Genomic DNA, 19,528 nt, shown 5'->3' on the forward strand with positions numbered 1-19,528 from the left:
TAGACATCAAGAAGGCCATCCATGGTGAACGCGCGAAGGCGTCATCAGTCTCCGAGGGCATCGCGACCTCGGAGACTGACACTCAGCGAGGCGGCACGCAGGCTCACATGCGCGCCGCCTCACTCTCAGAACGTGCTACGCATCATTGCGTGGCGACGTTCTGTTGAGCCCCACAGGAATGGGTCACGACGTTGTAGTTGCCGCACTCCATCGGTTTGCGCCAGTCACTGATCAGGTCTTTCGAGCCTTCCAGATAGTCCGACCAGGCATCGCCTGCCACGGTGGAGGGGGTCTGCCAGACGACGGAGAACTGACCGTTGTCCTGGATCTCGCCGATCAGCACCGGTTTGGTAATGTGATGGTTGGGCATCATGGTGGCGTAGCCGCCGGTCAGGTTGGGAACGGATACGCCGATGATGGCGTCCTTGACCGCATCGACCTCGACACTGCCCGCCTTGCGAGCGGCTTCCATCCACATGTTGAAGCCGATGTAGTGGGCTTCCATCGGATCATTGGTGACCGCATCTTCCTTGCCGGTGTAGGCGATCCACTCATCGATGAAATCGTAGTTGGCGTCGCTGTCCACGCTCATGAAGTAGTTCCAGGCCGCGAGATGGCCGACCAGCGGCGCGGTATCGATACCGGAAAGCTCCTGCTCGCCCACCGAGAAGGCGACGACCGGAATATCTTCGGCCTTGATGCCTTGATTGGCCAGCTCACGATAGAACGGCACATTGGCATCGCCATTGATGGTCGAGACGACAGCCGTTTTCTTGCCGGTGCTGCCGAAGGATTTGATGTCAGACACGATGGACTGCCAGTCGGAGTGACCGAACGGGGTGTAGTTGACCATCACGTCCTCATCGGCCACGCCGTGAGACTTGAGATAGGCGGCGAGAATCTTGTTGGTGGTACGCGGATAGACGTAGTCGGTCCCGGCCAGCACCCAGCGTTTCACGCCGACATCGTTCATCAGATAATCCACTGCCGGAATCGCCTGCTGATTGGGCGCCGCCCCGGTATAGAAGACGTTCTCGGAGGATTCCTCGCCCTCATACTGCACCGGATAGAACAGCAGGCCATTGAGCTCTTCGATGACTGGCAGCACGGACTTGCGTGACACCGAGGTCCAGTTGCCGAAGATCACGTCGACCTTGTCCTGGGCCAGCAGCTCTCGTGCCTTCTCGGCAAACAGTGGCCAGTTGGAGGCGGGGTCGACCACGACGGGCTCAAGCTTGCGGCCCAGCAGTCCTCCCGCGTCGTTCTGCTTCTTGATCAACATCAGCATGGTGTCTTTCAGCGTCGATTCACTGATCGCCATGGTGCCGGACAGTGAATGCAGAATGCCGACCTTGATCGGCCCCTCTTCCGCCTGGGCGACATTGGCCAGCGAGAAACCGACACAGGCGGACAGCATTGCGGCAGCAATTTTCTTGTTCACGACATTCCCTCGTATCTTGTTGTACTTGTTATCCCTCCTGTGCTGGTGCAATTGATGTGCCAGTCAAATATCAATACCGCTGCCAATGGCCATTGTTCCACCCTGCCAATGCATGTCGCGAATATCAGCTGCACCAAACATGGGCACATTGATGGGCGCAGGCACGGACATGCACCACCGCGAGGCCTTCTTGTCCCATGCGAGAGGCAACAGGAACATCACAACCACGCGCGAGCCGCTCATGGCGATACGATGGTCTCAACTGGTGCATGTCCTCACATTAAATGCTGAGACATAAGGAAGGCGGGCATCAGCCAACTCCTCATCACCACATGACACGAGCAATGCACGACACGCGAGCGCATCAACTCACCAGACTGACATCACTACGCCTGACCATGAGCGACTCGTCAGCCCAGTGGATGCTGAGCGTCTGATCACCCAGCCGGATCCGTGGCGCCTGATTTTCGCTCTGGTCGCCCCCCTGGCTGACATCCTGGCTAAAACAGCTGGCGATAACGTGGTGCCGCGTGCGGGCCGCCAGTCTCCAGGTCATGTGGCTGACATCCTGACGCGCATCGCTGTCGATGATGTCGTGCTCCTCGTTCGACTCGCCGCCGCCGGACTGCACATAGCCATGCTGCAGCGTCGGTGTCAGGTCAGGATGACTGTTCAGCCGTAGCCGATAGTCACGCTGCCCGGCGCTCAAGGTAAAGGTCGTTTGCTGTTGCGCACAGGCCACCGCCGAGTGCAAATTCCACTCCACCGCGAAGGGCTGTTCTGCCGAGAGTTCATCGTGTATCACGAGGCCAGCGTCACGTAGCAGCACGAGGGTGCGAATGACACGAATACCCCCTGCATAGGCAGCGCTCATGTCCAGACGTACCACCATGGCGTTCTCACGCTGATCACGTGAGAGAAGCTGCGCAGTAGCGACGGGATCATCCAGCAGCTGCCCTTCCCCCGCGATCAGTGGAACGTTATGTGCGCGCGAGGTGCGCGTCCACTCGCGATGATGCTGACTACCGAAAGCGTAGCCATAGCTGCCGGTGGGACATAGTAGCGAGTGACCGTTGTCGATGAGACTGATATTTCCCTGGTCGGCATGGCGATGAGAGCTGTTGCCGAAGGGGCTGCAACGGTAGCGCAACTCCACCCTCCCGAAGCGTTCGAGACCATGCCCGGCATGCGGGTAGAAGGCATGACGGGAGTCACCAGGATCCTGATGCTCAGTCCTTGTCTGCTGCTCAATACGTTCGTGTGTTAAACGTACCTGATCCAACGTTGGGATGACGTCCAGCAAGTGAAGCGAGTAGATCTCGATCCTGTCTTCCAACAGGCGACAGTGCTCGATATCTGCCACGCTGCCAAAGCGTTGTGCATAGATGCGAAGCGGATTCTGAGCAAAGAAACCCGGCCACTCCTTACCTTCAGGTCGACACCAGAAGCCATCACCGAACGGATGAAGATCATTGTCCGCCACGACAAAATCTCGGCAATATTTCAGATAATTCTTATAGAAAGGATGCTGATAAAAAGAAAACCCTGAGAGGCGCTCCACCGCCAGAAAGAACGGATGAAACCACTTGGTATAAGAGGAGGAGTAAAAGGCGCCTTCTGCCCACCCGCCATCGGCACTACCGTAGAACGGTAGAACGCCCTGGTAGAGATCAAGTGCTTGTTGCATCCATTGCGTGCACTTCGCGCGGTCATGCTCCTTGTGTAGCACCAGAGCCGCTACTCCAAGGTAGGCAGGCAAGCGTGAGGTATGCGAATGGCCGGGATATTGAGCAAAATCATCCTGCTGTAAACGCAGCACCATCTGCTCTGCCACGCGAATCAACAGTGAACGCACGAATGCACGCTCACCTTCTGCCAGTAGAGGCCGTAGCCAGTGATAGGCAAGGAAGACATTGCGCGCCAGAGACAGCCCGACTTCATCGCCCCATTGGCACGGTCGCACGAGAGTCGCAGGACCGTCCGTGCTCCATTCCGCTAATTTGAGTAGACGCTCGACCGCCGCCTCTCCGGCAGCTTGATCGTCTTCGATGCGGTACAGCAGGCAAAGCGACATCAGGTCCCGATCAACCCACTCTCGAATTTGATGTATGGCTAATCGCTTATAACTCTCACGACCATCACGATAATGGTCAGGATAGGCAGGCAGACTATTGTTCAGCGCAACCTGCGCTGTCGCTTTCATTCGCGCGAGATCCTCCTGCGCATGCTCGCGCACCTCGGCAATGTCCTCATCGAGATACAGCATCCATTGATCCCGCGCTTCGCAGGCCGCAAACAACTGCGCTGGTACTGGAGGAAGGTAATCAGGCTCATCGCCGCTGATGGTAAACGGCAGCCATTCCGAGCTATCACCCATGTCGTCCGTGACGCGCCATTGATACTCGCCGAGGGCCAGCAAGGTATCGCACAACACCGGCGAACGGACCTGCTCTCGGCACAGACATTCGCCCGTATCGCGCTTCAGTAACTCGAAGGTATAGCGGCTCTCGGCACTCAAGATGGGCCAGTGGAAGGCGGGAGGATTGGTGCAATGCGGCAGCGCTTCACTGGGCGACAGAAACACCTGAAAATCATGATCTCTGGATAACAGCAACATCTCACACTCTCCTGATGCCAAAGGCACTAGCCCCAATGATATTCACCCGTATCACGATCAATCCTGCCGATCTGACGTGCGGGGCTGCCAGCAACGATGGCGTACGCAGATACATCGGTAGTCACGACTGAATTGGCGCAGACAAGGCTGCAGCGTCCGAGCGTACATCCAGGGGTCACGACGACGCCTGACGTCAGCCAGGCACCATGCTCAATGACGACGCGGCCTTTCACCTCATCAGAGCGCGCACTGAAACAATCATCTTGGGGCGAATATTGATGATTGGAGGCAACAATCGAGACATGTGGGCCGATCAGCACCTGCGAATGAATGGTCACATCGCCATTGATGTAAGCGTGCAAGCCTATATACACATGCGCGTGGATATTCGCCTTGTCGTTTGGCCTGACAATGGCACCGGGGGCAATACGAACTCCCTCATGGGTAAAGCCCAAGATACGGGCTCTTTCCTGATCATCCTCACGATTATTGCTCGCGTGTAAATAGAGAGTGAATTTCTCGAATTCTTCCTCGCTTAACGTACCACCGTGCTTTGACTGAACAGACATGTCGCCTCCTGACTGAACCGTAAAATCCTCTAAAAAACTCAGCATCACATAAAGAGAGAGGATCGCTCCCCTCTCTTATATGTGATGTTTGGGCACTACGATGACTTGTGAGCGGGACTCATGAGTGAGACGTCTGATAACTCACGTCATGTTCCTTGGCCTGACCGATGCGATTCATGAGGAAGCCAAGCGCCCCGAGAATCACCGCGATGCTGACGAAGATGAGACGCCCCGTCATGTCGTTGGGCACCAGTACCAGCAGCAGTACCCCGAAGGCGGAGGCCATCAGCAACTTGCCTAGCAGCAGGTACGGCTGACGATCCTGCTCAAGTGTCTCAGGCGTGTCTTTGGAAATGACCGGTGTACTGACATTGTCGAAGAACTCGGCAATCTCCGCGGCACGCTCCGCTGATGGCGCCTTGTAGAACAGCGTCGTGAGCAGGAAGAACGGCAGCGTGATCAGAAGGTGTCCACCGACACCCAGGGTGACGGATTTCAGCTCGGCAAACTCGCGCCCTTCCATCGGCTGCGCCATGCCCATCACGGACTGCACCATCTCCGGCGTGACGCCAAAGGCAATGATCGCCGACACGCACATCCCCACCAGAATGGTGCCCCAACCGGCCCAGTCCGGTGTCTTGCGAATGAAGAAGCACAGGATAGCCGGAATCAGGAGCGGGAAGCCCACCAGAGTACCCACCAGCATCATCGCGTCGAACAGCCCGAATTCCTGCAAGGTGGTCAAGAATAGCCCCGCGCCGATCACGATCAACCCGAACATGGCAGTGAAGATCTTGCCTGCCAGCATCAACTTCTTCTCATCGCCATCCTTGCAGAAGTAAGGCTCGTACACGCTCTTGACGAGTATCCCGGCATTACGGTTGAGCGCGGAGTCCATCGAGGACATCGTGGCGGCAAACATCGCCGATAGCATCAGGCCCACCATGCCGAGCGGCAGTTCACGTCTGACGAAGATGTAATAGGCCGCGTCTGCCTGGTTGCTGCCAAGGTCTGCCAGGCCCCAGCTTGCCGGGTCAGGATAATTACCAGCCACATACCAGGCCGGCAGGAACCAGACACAGGTGCCGAACAGCGTCAAACCACAGGCGAGCAAGGCCGCCTTGCGCGCATGCTTGGTATCTTTTGCTGCCACATAGCGGTAGGAATCGATCATGTTATTGGTGCTGAAGAACTGCTTGACGAAAATACAGATGAACCAGCCGACAAAGAGATAACCGTAGCTGTAGCCATCACCGAGGAATGCATGCTCCGGCAGGCCTTTACTCAGCAGATTGTCGATACCTCCGGATTTGACGATAGCGACGATCGACGCCACAAATGTCATGACCGTAAGGAGTACCATCTGCAGAAAATCTGAGGCGATGACTGCCCAACTGCCTCCGACCAACGACATGAACAGCACTACGAAACCTGCCCCGGCAACAGTTTGCGCAATAGGGATATCCAACACCGCACTCACGAAGACTGACAAACCATTCAACCAGATAGCCGCCTGCATGACATTCAGCGGAACGTTGGCCCATGTAAAGACTTGCTCATTGACGCGCCCAAATCGCAGTCGTATCCCTTGAATCGGGCTAACGACGCGCATCTGCCGTGCTTTGGCAGCAAAGAAGAGATAGTTGATGAAATAGCCCGTCGCATTGGCGACAAAAACGACAGCAATGGATATCCCCCCTGTCAGAGCCTTGCCCATGAGGCCAGTAAAGGTCATGGCACTGAGCGACATCATGAATGCAGTGGCACCTACCATCCACCATGGCATTCGACCGCCGCCACGGAAATACTCATTGGTAGATTTGGATGCGGAGCGGTATAGCCAGCCCAGCAACATTAGGAAAATAAAATATACTATAACAATCAGTATATCGATGTTCATTATGTGCCTCTTTATATTTATATGGCGTATGGCGTGCTGATAGAGAGCCCAGCGTTAGAATGTCTGCTCTCAAACTCCTGCCTCTTCTTGTCATACCCTCGAATTCCGTCACGACCCTCCTTGGCCAACCGGAATGAAACACCGTTTTATTGAAGCTATCAGCAGGAGCTAAAAGATGAAACATCGTTTTAATTCTTAATCGGTATATGAAAATCACTTTATATGAAGTTTTGCTAACTCTGGTCCTGACGGGCATCTGATCGATAATATGAATGCCAACAAGATACCTGCAAGCAATTGATTTATATCGATAAAAATTTAATAAAAAGAGAACATTAGCGTTAAGTCTCATACCGCCGGCATCAGTGGGATCGCGGGTTCATGACCGCGGTAATACGACGAATTGCCCTATCAAAAACAGGGAGGAGATATCTCTACATGCGAAAAATGCATACCCTCCCATAACTGACGCCCTCTACTTAAGTCTTAGCTGTCACTCGCATAATGCTCATCAATTGCCCTGAGCTTATGGAGAGACCCAACATGTCCTTATCCCTGACAGAGTCACCACTCACCCTGAATCTAGTGACAGATGAGGGTCTCGAACCCATCAGCCCACTGTGGTTACGTGAACGTACTCAGGATCCTGAGCAGCTCGACGAAGTGACGACTCAGCGCCTATTTGATTCGCATGCGATTGACGTCAACATTGCATTGACTGCCGCGCAGAGTGTCGATGACACGCATATGGAATTCACCTTTAGTGACGGGCATTGCGAGGTGTATGACCTCACCCTGCTGGCGCATGAGCTGCAGGGCATCACGCCGTTTCCCAAGGCCGAGAGCTGGGATGCGAGCATCGATCAGCAGGCGCAGCGCGTCGACTGGGAGAAGATGGGCAACAACGAGGACTTCCAGCAGGCATTGAAGGCCTACCTGCGCTTTGGCTACATCGTCGTCACCAATGTACCAACCGATCCCAAGCGCATCCTGGAAGTCGCAGGTCATTTCGGTTACGTGAAGGACACCAACTTCGGCAGCTACTTCGAGGTGTATTCGCGCCCGGCCGGCAACGATCTGGCGTACCGTAGCGTGGCTCTAGGACCGCACACCGATAATCCGTATCGTGATCCGGTGCCGGGCATCCAGATGCTGCATTGCCTGGTCAACGAAACAACTGGCGGTCTCTCCACGCTGGTCGATAGTCTGAATGCGCTCAAGCAACTCAAGCAGGAGATGCCGCAGGGCTATGAACTGCTGCGCACCACCCCGGTGGGCTTCCGCTTCCTGGATGATGGCACTGAGCTGACGACCCGCCGCTGCGTCATTCGCGAAAATGGCGATGGTGAGCCGATTGGCGTCAACTACAGTCCACGCTTGGACAGCCTGCCCCACATGTCGCTGGAAAATACTCGCCAGTACCATCAGGCACGCCAGCGACTGGGGCAGCTGTTCCAGCATCCTGACAATGAGATTCGCTTCCAGCTCGAGTCCGGAGAGCTGATGATGTTCGACAATACCCGCGTGCTGCATGGCCGTACGGCGTTCGACACCAATGAGGGGCATCGCCACCTGCAGGGCTGCTATATGCACGGTGATGGTCCGCGTGAACGTTTCGCCACCACTCTGATGCGTCAGCGTCAGCAGCAGGCACAACAAGAAAACCGTGAGGAAATGGCGTAATGGATCAGGTTTCATTCACCCAGATGAAGGACGGCACCGCAGAAGACTATGCGTTGCTCGAGCGTCTTGAAGACCAGTTCAATGAAGGGTTGGTAGAACGCCTTCTGCTTGCCTTGCGCAAGCTCGACGATGGCCTGAGCGGTTACAAGGTCAGCCGTCTGGAGCACTCGCTGCAGTCTGCCGCGCGCGCCGAAGCCGATGGCGCCGATGATGATCTGGTCGTGGCCACCCTGATTCACGATCTCGGTGATGAGCTGGCCCCCTACAATCACTCGCAGCTGGCAGCTTCCATCATTCGTCCGTACGTGCGTGCCGAGGTGACCTGGATCGTCCATCACCATGGGCTGTTCCAGAAGTTCTACTACGGCCATTTCTATGGCGAAGACCGTAACGAACGCGACATCTACAAGGATCATCCGTGGTTTGAGAAATGTGTCGATTTCTGTGAGCGCTATGATCAGGCGGCCTTTGATCCGGACTACCCGACACCGTCACTGGAGCACTTCGAACCGGCCCTGCGCCGCGTCTTTGCGCGCAAGCCCTTCGATCCGGCAGTGATCGGCGAGGAGCCCAAAGGCGGTTTCGACAGCCCGGTATAAGACATCCCCCTGTGCTTGATCGGTATCGTCATTGCGACACCGCCGATTGATGAATATCGCCTCGTCGCGTATAAGTGCCGCCTACCCTCTCGGTAGGCGGCACTTTCATATTCATCTCCGGGCATTGGCCGCCGTCCCGGATGCGCAACGAGGACGCCCGTGCCTGCCCGCAAGACACCCCCAACCCCTGACGAGACGCTTGGCGCGTCGGATGACCTGCCCTCACTGCGAGGACTGGTCGCCTTTGACGTGACCGTCAGGCTAGGGTCGATGACGGCAGCAGCCACTGAGCTCGAGACCATCCAACCGACAATCTCCCAGCGCATTCGCGCGCTTGAGGAGCATCTCGGTCATCCCCTGTTTGATCGTCGAGGCGGACGGCTTGAACTGAATGCCTGCGGCGAGGCATTGCATGCAGAGCTAGCTCCCCATCTTGCCGGCATCTGTGGTGCCGTCAAGGAAGTGCGGCGCCAGGCACACAAGCGCGTGCCACTCATCACCATCGCGGCCGGCGCGGGCTTCATGCATGTCTGGTTGCGGCCACGCCTGGAGCGGCTCGAAAAAGCCTTCCCCGACTGCACCTTCAAACTGTTGCCGATTGATCGTGATGAAGCACCGGAGATGCAGCTGGCTGATATCGCCATTCGCTTTGGGCCGCCATTACAGGGCGAACAGCGCGATATTCTGGTCGTGCAGGAACGCGCCTTCCCAGTCTGCTCACCGGAATATGCCCACCGGCACGGACTGGAAAACGGCCTGGATGCCGAGGCGCTGTCGCGTATCACGCTGCTGCATCTGGACATGCGCGACGCACGCTGGCTTGACTGGTCGAACTGGTGCCGCCATGCCCAGCTGCCCGTACCGCGCCTGGATAAAGCCTTTCCCTACAATAACTTCCCACTGACGCTCAACGCTGCTCTCAATCACCAGGGCGTCGCGTTGGGCTGGAGCCACGTCATTCAGGACATGCTCGACAATGGCTCACTGGTCGCATTGACGCCGCATATCTCGCGAGACCGTTACGGCTATCGTATGTGTGTACGTCACCCCAATAGTGCGGTGATCGCCCCTATCTCCCAATGGCTGACACACGAGTTTGCCGGACTGGAGCGTGTGCCAGCAGACTGATAACCCCTGCTGGCACACTTTCCAGATATGCTCGCCTAGACGCTTTTTTCACAGACAAAGTGTCGTTCCTGTCGCTCTTGTCTCAGGGATCAGAGGTCAAGGGTCAGGGGCTTCGACGGTAGCCACGGCCGAAATTGTCCCCAGTGCCGATGAGCCCACCCTCGCCATCAGAGCGATAGCCGCGTCCGAAGTTGTCTCCGGTGCCGATCAATCCACCCTTGCCATCAGAGCGATAGCCACTGCCGAAGTTCTTGCCGGTACCTATGAATCCCTCACGACCGTCCGAGCGGTATCCGCGCCCCGCATTCTTGCCGCTTCCCTCGACGCCTCCACGTCCGTCCGAGCGGAAATCATGCCCGCTATCATGACCGGTCCCCGTCAGGTTGTGCTGTGCATCCACACGATAGCCACCACCAAAATTATCGCCGGTTCCCGTTAGTGAATCTGCACTCGCGGACAGCGCAAGGAGGCTGGCGCCCAGTATCAGACCGAGACGTATCATGTCCTCTCCTCATTGCTCAACGATTGACGTAAGTAGGCCAGTGCGCGCTCTGCTCGGGCCGAAAGCGGCCATTCAGCACGTGAGAGTAGCCAAAGCGTATCGATCACTTCTGCTTCAGCGCTTGGAGCAGGCACCACATGAATAGCCTGCTGATCAGCAAAGGCCTGACGTGCATGACGCGGCACGACGCTGAATCCCAGCCCCCGCGCCACCGGCGCCAGAATCAGTCCGATCTGATTGGTGGAGCCCTTTTGCGGCAGAGTACTGACGCCCGCATTGCCGGGAAAACGACGACTGAGCAGGCGCGCCGCCATGTCCAAGCCGTCGGGATGATTGATGAAACCCAGCTCGACGAGATCTTGCCAGCAGGTGATCTCGATGCCGGCGGGCACCACCAGCTCCAATGGCTCATGCGCGAGCTCAGTCACGCTCAAGCGCGGATCATCCGGTTTCAGCGTGACGATCCCCAGCTCGAAGCGCGTCTCCAGCACGGCGTCCACCACCTCTCGCGTCGGGGCAAATCGATGATGGATATTGAGTCCCGGTGACGCCTCTTGCAGCGCCAGCAGACGCGGATACAGCGCAAGTCCGATACTGCCCGGCGTGATCAGGCGTATATCGCCCTGACTATCTTCATTGCCCGCCAAGCGCTGAGTCAGGCGCTGGTCGGCAGTCTCGAGCTCGCGAGCGTAATCCAGCAAGGCATGCCCGGCGGGGGTCAGCTCCAGCTGTCTGGGCTGACGAATGAACAATCTTCCCAGGCGCTTTTCCAGATGCTGGATGTGCTGGCTGACCGCCGCCTGCGTGAGGTCGAGCTGCTCCGCCGTGCGCGTGAAGTTGCCTGTAGTGACCAGCGCGCGAAAGGTACGCAGCCATTGTGGCTGAAGCATATCGGGATCTCCTGAGCGGACAAGGGCCGGTGGACTGAGACTGATGACCCGAGCCTGTTGACTTGAGGCCGACAACCATAAGCAACTCTTATCAACATCATAATAGCATGGTTGTTTTCATTATTGCTCTCGGCACTCAAGATACGCTTAACGTCACGCAACACACCTTCGAGGCTTTCTCGACAGCGTGGCCGAGCCACCACTCGAACCCGTGAATGAGGTGAGTCATGAGCAACGAAAATAACACTCCGTATCCGCGTACCTTCTCGCACATCGGCCTGTCAGTCGGTGATGTGGAAGCAGCCGTCAAGTTCTACACCGAAGTCCTCGGCTGGTATGTGGTGATGGAACCCACCACCATCACCGAAGATGATTCCGCCATCGGCGTGATGTGCAGCGATGTCTTCGGCCCGGGCTGGGGCAGCTTCCGCATCGCCCACCTGTCCACTGGCGACCGTATCGGGGTCGAGATCTTCGAATTCCCGAATCATGAGACGCCGGAAAACAACTTCGAATACTGGAAGACCGGCATCTTCCACTTCTGCGTCCAGGACCCGGATGTCGAAGGCCTGGCCGAGCGCATCGTGGCGGCCGGCGGCAAGCAGCGCATGCCGGTACGCGAGTACTTCCCGGGCGAGAAGCCGTTCCGCATGGTCTACATGGAAGATCCGTTCGGCAATATCCTCGAGGTGTATAGCCACAGCTATGAAATGACCTATGCCGCAGGCGCTTACGCAAACTGATGTCGTACGAACTGATAGCGTATGAACTGATAACGTCGTCAGCAGATGTCAGGCGAGAGACGATGATCTCGCGATAACATCTCTCACCAGCGCCTTTCGGCAACCTCTCTCAGCACGCCCTCTCGATCTCATGTCGAGGGGGCGTGCTGCGTTTCAGGAACGACTCGCCGGGCATATCGTCACGACATATAAGACTCATTCGCACAATATTCCATATGTGGAATAATAGTTCTATATGTGAAAATCAATTTGACACTCATCACTTCACTCCCTAGCCTGTAGGCAAATTCATGAGGAGTGATTCATGCGCACCGACAAGAACTTCATCAACAACGAATTCGTCAACTCCGGCCAAGGCGCGATGATTTCGGTCTACAACCCGGCCACCGAAGCATTGGTGGGCCAGGTACAGGCAGCCACCACTGAAGAAGCTCTTGAAGCGGTTGCCATCGCCGCCAAGGCCCAGAAAGCCTGGCGCGTCATGACCAGCACCGAGCGTGCCGGCTATATGCACAAGCTTGCCGACGCCCTGATGGCCCGCAAGGATGCCATCGGCCAGGCATTGGCAGATGAATCCGGCAAGAGCCTGGAAGACGCCACCAATGAAGCCGTCTACGCAGCCGATATCACGCGCTACCACGCCGAGTGGGCACGCCGTATCGAGGGCGAGATCGTCCCCAGCGACACCCCCAACGAGAGTCTACTGCTGCAACGCGAGCCGATCGGTGTCGTTGCCTGCCTGATTCCGTTCAACTATCCGGTCTTCACCTTGCTGCGCAAGATTGCTCCCGCGCTGATCACCGGCAACGCCGTGGTCGTGCGTCCCAGCAACAACACGCCCAGCTCCGCCTTCGAGATTGCCAAGGCCGTGCAGGATTCCGGTATTCCGGCCGGTATCGTCAATATCATGGCGATGGATCACGGCACTGCCGAAGCGGTATGCACACACCCGAAAGTCGGCATGATCACCCTGACGGGTAGCGTCGGCGCAGGTCGCAAGGTGCTGGAGTACTCCCAGGTCAACATCGCCAAGTCCTCGCTGGAACTGGGCGGCAAGTCACCGGCCATCGTCGAGCCGGACGCTGATCTCGAGAAGGCCGCCCAGCAGATCGTGGCCTCCACTCTGACCAACTGTGGTCAGCTGTGTACCGCCATCGAGCGCGTCTATGTGCATGAGTCTATCTACGAGAAGTTCGTCGGCCTGCTGAAACAGCAGATGGAAGGCTACGCGTTCGGCAACCGTCTGGAAGATGCAAGCCTCATGGGGCCGTTGATCAACGAGAACTCCCGTCTGAACATTCACCAGATGGTCGAACGCGCGATTGATGACGGCGCCACGCTTGACGTCGGCGGTTACACCCCCGAGGGCAAAGGTCACTTCTATCCGCCGACCCTGCTGACTGGCTGCCGCCAGGACATGGAGATAGTGCAGGAAGAGATCTTCGGTCCTGTTCTGCCGGTGCTGTCCTATCGCGATATCGATGAAGCGCTTGAGCTGGCCAACGATCACCAGTTCGGCCTGGCATCCGTGGTATTCACCGAGAACTATCGCACTGCCATGAAGGTCGCCAACAACATTGAAGCGGGTGAGGTCTATATCAACCGCACTCCAGCAGACCCGTATCAGGGCTATCACGCCGGCTGGAAACGCTCCGGTCTTGGCGGCGATGACGGCAAGCACGGCATGCTGGACTACACCCAGACCCGCCTGGTCGTCATGAACTACTGATCGCGCTCCCCGCGCCATGTGCCCTCGAGATACTGGTTATCCCGAGGGCATTTTTCAGTCCATCACCTCCTACTTCCTGCTGATGATAAGCCACGACAGCGCGGATCCTGTGCTGCTCGACTCACTCCTCAGTCAGTCACTTCTGTATAGCCAGTGACCACTTAAAGGCCTGCCACCATGAAAGTCGTCAGTTGCGAAACACACATCGTTGCCACTCCGCCGCCCCACGTAGGCGGCATGTATTGGATCTTCGTTCAGCTGCGGACTGCCTGCGGCATCGAGGGGGTCGGTGAAGTCTATGCCGCCACCTTCCACCCGGAAGTGATGAGCAAGGCCATCGCGGATGTCTTCTCACGCTATCTGGAAGGCAAGGATCCGCATCACATCGAACGCCTGTACCGTGAAGCCTTCTCCAGCGGCTTCACCCAGCGCCCGGATCTGACCATGATGGGTGTGCTCAGCGGCCTGGAAATGGCCTGCTGGGACATCGTCGGAAAAGACGCAGGTCTGCCGGTCTATGAGCTGATTGGCGGCAAGATTCACGACAAGCTGCGCTCCTATACCTACTTGTATCCGAAGGATGCACGCGGCAATTACGACTACGACAATGTCGAACTGGCCGTCGAGTGTGCGCTTGAGAACAAGGCCAAGGGCTTCACCGCGCTGAAGTTCGATCCAGCTGGCCCGTACACCGCCTATTCCGGCCAGATGCTGTCATTGGAAGGCATGGACAAGAGCGCCACCTTCTGTCGCCGTATCCGTGAAGCGGTCGGCAACAGCTGCGACCTGCTGTTCGGCACCCACGGCCAGATGACACCGGCGTCCGCCATTCGTCTCGCCAAGTACCTTGAACCGTATGATCCGCTGTGGCTGGAAGAACCCGTGCCGCCGGGACAGAGCGAGGCCATGGCACGTGTGGCAGATCACACCTCCATTCCAGTGGCCACCGGTGAGCGTCTGACCACCAAGTACGAATTCCATGATGTGCTCAAGCACAATGCGGCTTCGATTCTGCAGATGAATCTGGGGCGTGTCGGCGGCATTCTGGAAGGCAAGAAGATCGCGGCACTGGCCGAGGTCTACTACGCCCAGATCGCCCCTCACCTCTATAACGGCCCGGTCGGTGCTGCTGCCAGCATTCAGCTGGCAACCGCGACGCCCAACTTCCTGATTCAGGAAAGCATCGGCACCTGGGATGGCTTCCACGCCGATGTGCTGCAGGAAAAGATCGAGTGGCGTGATGGCTACATCATTCCGTCCGACAAGCCGGGACTGGGTGTCGAGCTGAACATGGACGTCGTGCATGCCAACTCCCCCTATACCAGTCGCGCATTGCACCTGAGCATGGACCCACGTCCGTATGACGTGAAGGAACAGTCAGGGTCAGATTGGAAACTCCAGCCGGAGGCATAAAGGCGATGGAATACGATTTCGTCATCGTGGGCGCCGGATCGGCGGGGTGTATCCTCGCCAACCGACTCAGTGAAGATGGGCGTCACACCGTGCTGCTGCTGGAAGCGGGGGGGAAGGACCTCTCACCGTGGATCAAGGTGCCGGTCGGGTTTGCCAAGACTTACTACAACCCGACCTACAATTACATGTATTACAGCGACAGTGAAACCGCGCTGGGCGGTCGCAAGATCTACACCCCGCGCGGCAAGGTGCAGGGTGGGTCCGGCTCCATCAATGCCATGATCTATGTACGTGGCCAGGCATCGGACTTTGATGACTGGGTAAGTGCCGGCAACGAAGGCTGGTCATTCAAGGACGTGCTGCCCTACTTCAAGCGTCTGGAATGTCATCCTGCCGGCGACACCGAGTATCACTCAAGCAAGGGATTGATCGGGATCACGCCGCTCAAGCACGGCGCGCACCCCATCTGTCAGTCCTGGCTTGAAGGTGCCCGTCAGCTGGGATACACGCTCAATGAAGACTTCAATGGCGCCACCTTCGAGGGTGCCGGCATCTATGAAGCCAACATTCGCAAGGGTCAGCGCGATTCCAGCAATACCGCCTACCTCAAACCGGCACTGTCGCGTGGCAACCTGACGCTCAAGCACGTCTCGCAGGTAGAGCGCGTACTGCTGGAAGAAGGCCCGAACGAGACATCGCATGCCACAGGTGTCGAGTATCGTGTCGCTGATGAGATAGTGAACGTCACGGCACGCCGCGAAGTCATCGTGTGCGCCGGTGCGGTAGATTCACCCAAGCTGCTTCAGCTCTCCGGCATAGGTGATACAGAGCAGCTTGCGGAGCACGGTATCGCCTCAAAGGTACACCTCCCTGCCGTGGGCCAGAACCTGCAGGATCATCTGTGTACCAGCTACTATTACCGCGCCAATCGCACCACGCTCAACGATGACTTTTCCTCTTTCTGGGGACAAGCCAAGGCGGGACTCCAGTATCTGGTGAACCGCAGTGGTCCCCTGGGGATGAGCGTCAATCAAGCGGGGGGCTTCTTCCGCGGACGTGACGAAGAGACGGAGCCGAACCTTCAGCTCTACTTCAACCCGATGTCGTATCAGATTCCCAATGATCCGAAAGCCAAACTGGTACCGGAGCCTTACTCCGGCTTCCTGCTGGCCTTCAATTCCTGCCGGCCGACCAGCCGTGGCAGCATTTCCCTGGCCTCGTCTGACCCTGCGGTGCCTGCGGTGATTCGCCCGAATTACCTCAGCACCCAAAAGGATATCGATGAGGTAATTCAGGGCTCGCGACTGATACGCAAGATGATGGGCGCACCGGCATTACAGGCCGTGACCGAGTGTGAAGTCGCGCCCGCTGAGCGCGTGCATGACGAGCAGAGCATGCTGGAGTACTTCCGTGCTGAGGGTGGCTCCATCTATCACCTGTGCGGTTCCTGCGCGATGGGGCCGGACAAGGAAAGTGCGGTGGTCGACAGTCGCCTCAAGGTGCATGGCGTCACGGGCTTGCGCGTGATCGATGCCTCCATCTTCCCTAACATCACCTCCGGCAATCTGAATGCGCCGGTAATGATGGTGGCGGAGAAAGGCGCAGACCTGGTGCTCGCCGATCACGCCAGCCGAGCTTGAGGCCTGGCCTGTCTTGGCTTTAAAGTGGACTTGAAGCCGAGGCAGCGCCTGATGTCAGGCGCGGTCCTGATGACGCCTCTCAGCTGAGAGACTGTGCATCTGGTATTCTATCGGCCAGCCATATCCTCCGGCACTCAGCCGAGGCAGTCATCTGTCTCGGCTGAGTGCCGTTTTCACGGTGCCATGCCTTGCCCTCACGAGGCGAAGGCCAATGAGTGCCTGCATCCGCGTTCTGGAGTCACTGCGCGTTCATGAATCTCGAGAAAACCAAGGCGCCCGCTGTCGATCATAGCGTCCTGATCCTTGATCTCCTTGCGGCAGCCTCCTACCCGCTGACGCTATCGGAGATCTGTGAAGCGACCGGCATTTCCCCTGCGACAGGGCACCGGGTGATCAACGCTCTGCTGCATCACCAGTTGGTGGCCAATGACCCGGGGCGCAAGAAGTCATACTGCATCGGCTCGCGGATCTTCCAGATTTCCTCGACGATCTACAACAAGCAGAGCCTGATTCCCGTCTTCTATCCCATCGCCGAAATCTTGAAGAACGAGATTCATCGCTCGATCTTCCTGTGCATTCCCATTGGCGATCAGGTGGTGGTGATCTCGAAGGTCGATGCCTCCGGTAGTGGTAGCTACAACCTCTATATCGGCAAGACCATGCCGCAGCATGAATCCGCGGCAGGCAAGGCGATTCTCGCCATGCGCCCTGAAAACTCACGCAGCCTGTATCTAGACGCGGCGACACGTATCAATCCTGGCCTTGCAGAGAGTCGTGAAGACGTGGACAGCGAGCTGAAACGTGCCCAACGCCTGGGATACGCCGTCTCCAGCGGTGAAGCCGAGGGTCAGCTGAGCTGTATCGCTGCCCCTGTCCTCAATCTGCGCAATGAGCCGATTGCCGCCATCAGCGCCGTGATCAGCAGTGACTGGCTGAACCCGCAAGAAGCCCGCGCCTATTCCAAACACCTGGTACAGGCGGCGCGTCAGCTCTCTTCACGCATCATTTGATGATCGGCAGCATTTCATGCTGCACTGCACAAAGTCTTGCCACTATATATACCTGTTTTTTCACAGGGCTGTTTTCGATCGCGATCGTGTGTGTTTTTCTGAAGACTGGTGGCGAGTCTCCATCGCCTACCAGGCAGCCTGAAACGCAAAACGCAGTACGCCCACCTCTTGATATGATCGGGAGGTGGGCGTACTGCGTTTCAGAGGATGGCGTAGCAACTGAGTATCAGGACAGCGCCGGTGCTCCGAGCAGCGCTTTCACTTCCACATACTCAGCCAGTCCCTCATCGCCCCACTCACGGCCATTCCCGGAACGCTTGTAGCCACCGAACGGTGCGTCGAAGGAGAACTCAGCGCCCTGCATATAGCACTGTCCTGCCTGCATGCAACGTGCGATCGGCAGGGCTGCCTCGGCGTCACGGGCATAGACGGCGGATGACAGACCATAGACGCTATCGTTGGCGATCGCGATGCCCTGCTCCAGAGTATCGTAGGGCAGGATGCACAGTACCGGCCCGAAGATTTCTTCGCGCGCGATTTCCTGCTCATTGCTGACATTGGTGAAGATGGTCGGGCGCACATAACAGCCTTTATCCAGACCTTCCGGTGCCTCGACACCGCCGAGTGCCAACTCGACGCCGTCATCGATGGCGCGCTGCACCAGGTGCAGTACTCGCTCGCGCTGAAGCTGGGACACCAGCGGCCCCATGGTGGTCGCCGGATCCGTCGGATCACCGACCACCTGCTCACCCGCGATCTCGACGGCCAGTCGAGTGACCTCTTCAATACGTGAGCGCGGCACTAGCAGGCGCGTGAAGGCATCGCAGGTCTGACCGGTGTTGGCCATGATGTTCTCGACACCCATGCGCACCGCCGCAGCCATGTCAGCATCTTCCGTCACCAACAGCGGTGACTTGCCACCCAGTTCCTGGCAGACGCGCTTGATGGTCGGTGCCGCACTTTCCGCCACCTTGCTGCCTGCCGCTGTCGAGCCGGTAAAGGACACCATGTCCACCTGCGGATGACCGGACATCACCGGGCCGATCTCGCTGCCTTCGCCTGTCACCACATTGAAGACACCAGCAGGCAGACCGACCTTCTCGAAGATCTCGGCCATGATGAAGTCCTGCAGCGGCGTCTGCTCCGCCGGCTTGGCAATCACGGTACAGCCGGCCGCCAGCGCCGGGGCCAGCTTGCCGATCAACTGATGCAGCGGATAATTCCACGGATTGATCAGCGAACACACGCCGATGGGCTCCCGCATCAGGGTGACATCGCCCTTGCGCTCATCTTCTTCCATACGGAAGGCACGCTCGGCGTAGTAGCGCATGCCTTCAATGGGACCTTCGACATGCATGGCACCCACGAGCTGCACTGGGCACCCCATGGTCATGACCTGCACGTCGCAGAGTTCCTGGAAACGTCGCTGCATTTCATCGGCAGCAGCCATCATCAGATCATGACGTTCTTGCGCAGACGTCATCGACCAGGCTGGCAGCGCCTGACGCGCTGCCATGATGGCAGCCTCTACATCCTGTTCACCGGCACGTGGAACGCTTGCACACAGCTCACCGGTAGCCGGATTGATCACATCCATCCGCTCACTGCCGGTGGGGGCCTGCCACTGTCCATTGATGTAGAAGTTGTCGTGATGTTGCATGCCA

The 19,528-nt window shown here is 57.6% G+C and carries 15 protein-coding genes; 8 read left to right on the forward strand and 7 right to left on the reverse strand.

From position 1 onward, the window contains the following. Positions 1 to 142: 142 nt before the first annotated feature. The 4 genes from urtA to CFN46_RS14860 all read right to left on the reverse strand — a co-directional run bounded on the left by urtA (position 143) and on the right by CFN46_RS14860 (position 6,527). Positions 143 to 1,417, reverse strand: a complete 1,275-nt coding sequence (urtA, locus tag CFN46_RS14840; protein ID WP_088743992.1) for an urea ABC transporter substrate-binding protein — start codon at positions 1,415 to 1,417, stop codon at positions 143 to 145. Positions 1,418 to 1,805: 388 nt separating this feature from the next. Then, positions 1,806 to 4,058: a heparinase II/III family protein gene (locus CFN46_RS14850; RefSeq protein WP_088743955.1), complete on the reverse strand. Its 2,253-nt coding sequence runs from the start codon at positions 4,056 to 4,058 to the stop codon at positions 1,806 to 1,808. 26 nt (positions 4,059 to 4,084) lie between these two features. Continuing rightward, positions 4,085 to 4,675 carry an acyltransferase gene (locus CFN46_RS14855; RefSeq protein WP_217897838.1) on the reverse strand — a complete coding sequence of 197 codons (591 nt, stop codon included), beginning with the start codon at positions 4,673 to 4,675 and terminating at the stop codon, positions 4,085 to 4,087. Between the two features lie 70 nt (positions 4,676 to 4,745). Then, positions 4,746 to 6,527, reverse strand: coding sequence for a transporter (locus CFN46_RS14860; RefSeq protein ID WP_088743957.1), 1,782 nt, complete (start codon positions 6,525 to 6,527; stop codon positions 4,746 to 4,748). Between the two features lie 543 nt (positions 6,528 to 7,070). On the opposite strand from CFN46_RS14860, the gene CFN46_RS14865 reads away from it, so the two are divergent. The 3 genes from CFN46_RS14865 (at position 7,071) to CFN46_RS14875 (ending at position 9,937) form a co-directional block, all read left to right on the forward strand. Next, a complete protein-coding gene (locus CFN46_RS14865; protein WP_176426497.1) occupies positions 7,071 to 8,210 on the forward strand; it encodes a TauD/TfdA family dioxygenase in 1,140 nt (379 codons plus the stop codon). Next, positions 8,210 to 8,809, forward strand: coding sequence for an HD domain-containing protein (locus CFN46_RS14870; protein ID WP_088743959.1), 600 nt, complete (start codon positions 8,210 to 8,212; stop codon positions 8,807 to 8,809). The genes CFN46_RS14865 and CFN46_RS14870 overlap by 1 nt, the downstream gene beginning before the upstream one ends. A 159-nt stretch (positions 8,810 to 8,968) precedes the next feature. After that, on the forward strand, positions 8,969 to 9,937 hold the full coding sequence (locus CFN46_RS14875) for a LysR substrate-binding domain-containing protein (RefSeq protein WP_088743960.1): 969 nt from the start codon (positions 8,969 to 8,971) through the stop codon (positions 9,935 to 9,937). A gap of 103 nt (positions 9,938 to 10,040) precedes the next feature. On the opposite strand, the gene CFN46_RS14880 is transcribed toward CFN46_RS14875, so the two are convergent. Continuing rightward, a complete protein-coding gene (locus CFN46_RS14880; RefSeq protein WP_088743961.1) occupies positions 10,041 to 10,439 on the reverse strand; it encodes a hypothetical protein in 399 nt (132 codons plus the stop codon). Beyond that, a complete protein-coding gene (locus CFN46_RS14885) occupies positions 10,436 to 11,329 on the reverse strand; it encodes a LysR family transcriptional regulator (protein ID WP_088743962.1) in 894 nt (297 codons plus the stop codon). Before CFN46_RS14885 ends, CFN46_RS14880 begins: the two co-directional genes overlap by 4 nt. A 227-nt stretch (positions 11,330 to 11,556) precedes the next feature. On the opposite strand from CFN46_RS14885, the gene CFN46_RS14890 reads away from it, so the two are divergent. The 5 genes from CFN46_RS14890 (at position 11,557) to CFN46_RS14910 (ending at position 17,864) form a co-directional block, all read left to right on the forward strand. Next, entirely contained in the window at positions 11,557 to 12,072 is a 516-nt protein-coding gene (locus CFN46_RS14890; RefSeq protein WP_088743963.1) for a lactoylglutathione lyase family protein, read from the forward strand. 304 nt (positions 12,073 to 12,376) lie between these two features. Continuing rightward, positions 12,377 to 13,801 (forward strand): aldehyde dehydrogenase, encoded by a 1,425-nt coding sequence (aldA, locus tag CFN46_RS14895; RefSeq protein WP_088743964.1) that lies wholly within the window; start codon positions 12,377 to 12,379, stop codon positions 13,799 to 13,801. Between the two features lie 177 nt (positions 13,802 to 13,978). Beyond that, positions 13,979 to 15,214, forward strand: a complete 1,236-nt coding sequence (locus CFN46_RS14900) for a mandelate racemase/muconate lactonizing enzyme family protein (RefSeq protein ID WP_088743965.1) — start codon at positions 13,979 to 13,981, stop codon at positions 15,212 to 15,214. 5 nt (positions 15,215 to 15,219) lie between these two features. After that, positions 15,220 to 16,854, forward strand: a complete 1,635-nt coding sequence (locus tag CFN46_RS14905; protein WP_088743966.1) for a GMC family oxidoreductase — start codon at positions 15,220 to 15,222, stop codon at positions 16,852 to 16,854. A gap of 251 nt (positions 16,855 to 17,105) precedes the next feature. Then, positions 17,106 to 17,864, forward strand: coding sequence for an IclR family transcriptional regulator (locus CFN46_RS14910; RefSeq protein WP_088743967.1), 759 nt, complete (start codon positions 17,106 to 17,108; stop codon positions 17,862 to 17,864). Positions 17,865 to 18,090: 226 nt separating this feature from the next. On the opposite strand, the gene CFN46_RS14915 is transcribed toward CFN46_RS14910, so the two are convergent. After that, positions 18,091 to 19,524, reverse strand: coding sequence for an aldehyde dehydrogenase family protein (locus CFN46_RS14915; RefSeq protein ID WP_088743968.1), 1,434 nt, complete (start codon positions 19,522 to 19,524; stop codon positions 18,091 to 18,093). Positions 19,525 to 19,528 lie beyond the last annotated feature (4 nt).

This window comes from Cobetia sp. QF-1 (assembly GCF_002213105.1).
Lineage (GTDB): Bacteria > Pseudomonadota > Gammaproteobacteria > Pseudomonadales > Halomonadaceae > Cobetia > Cobetia crustatorum.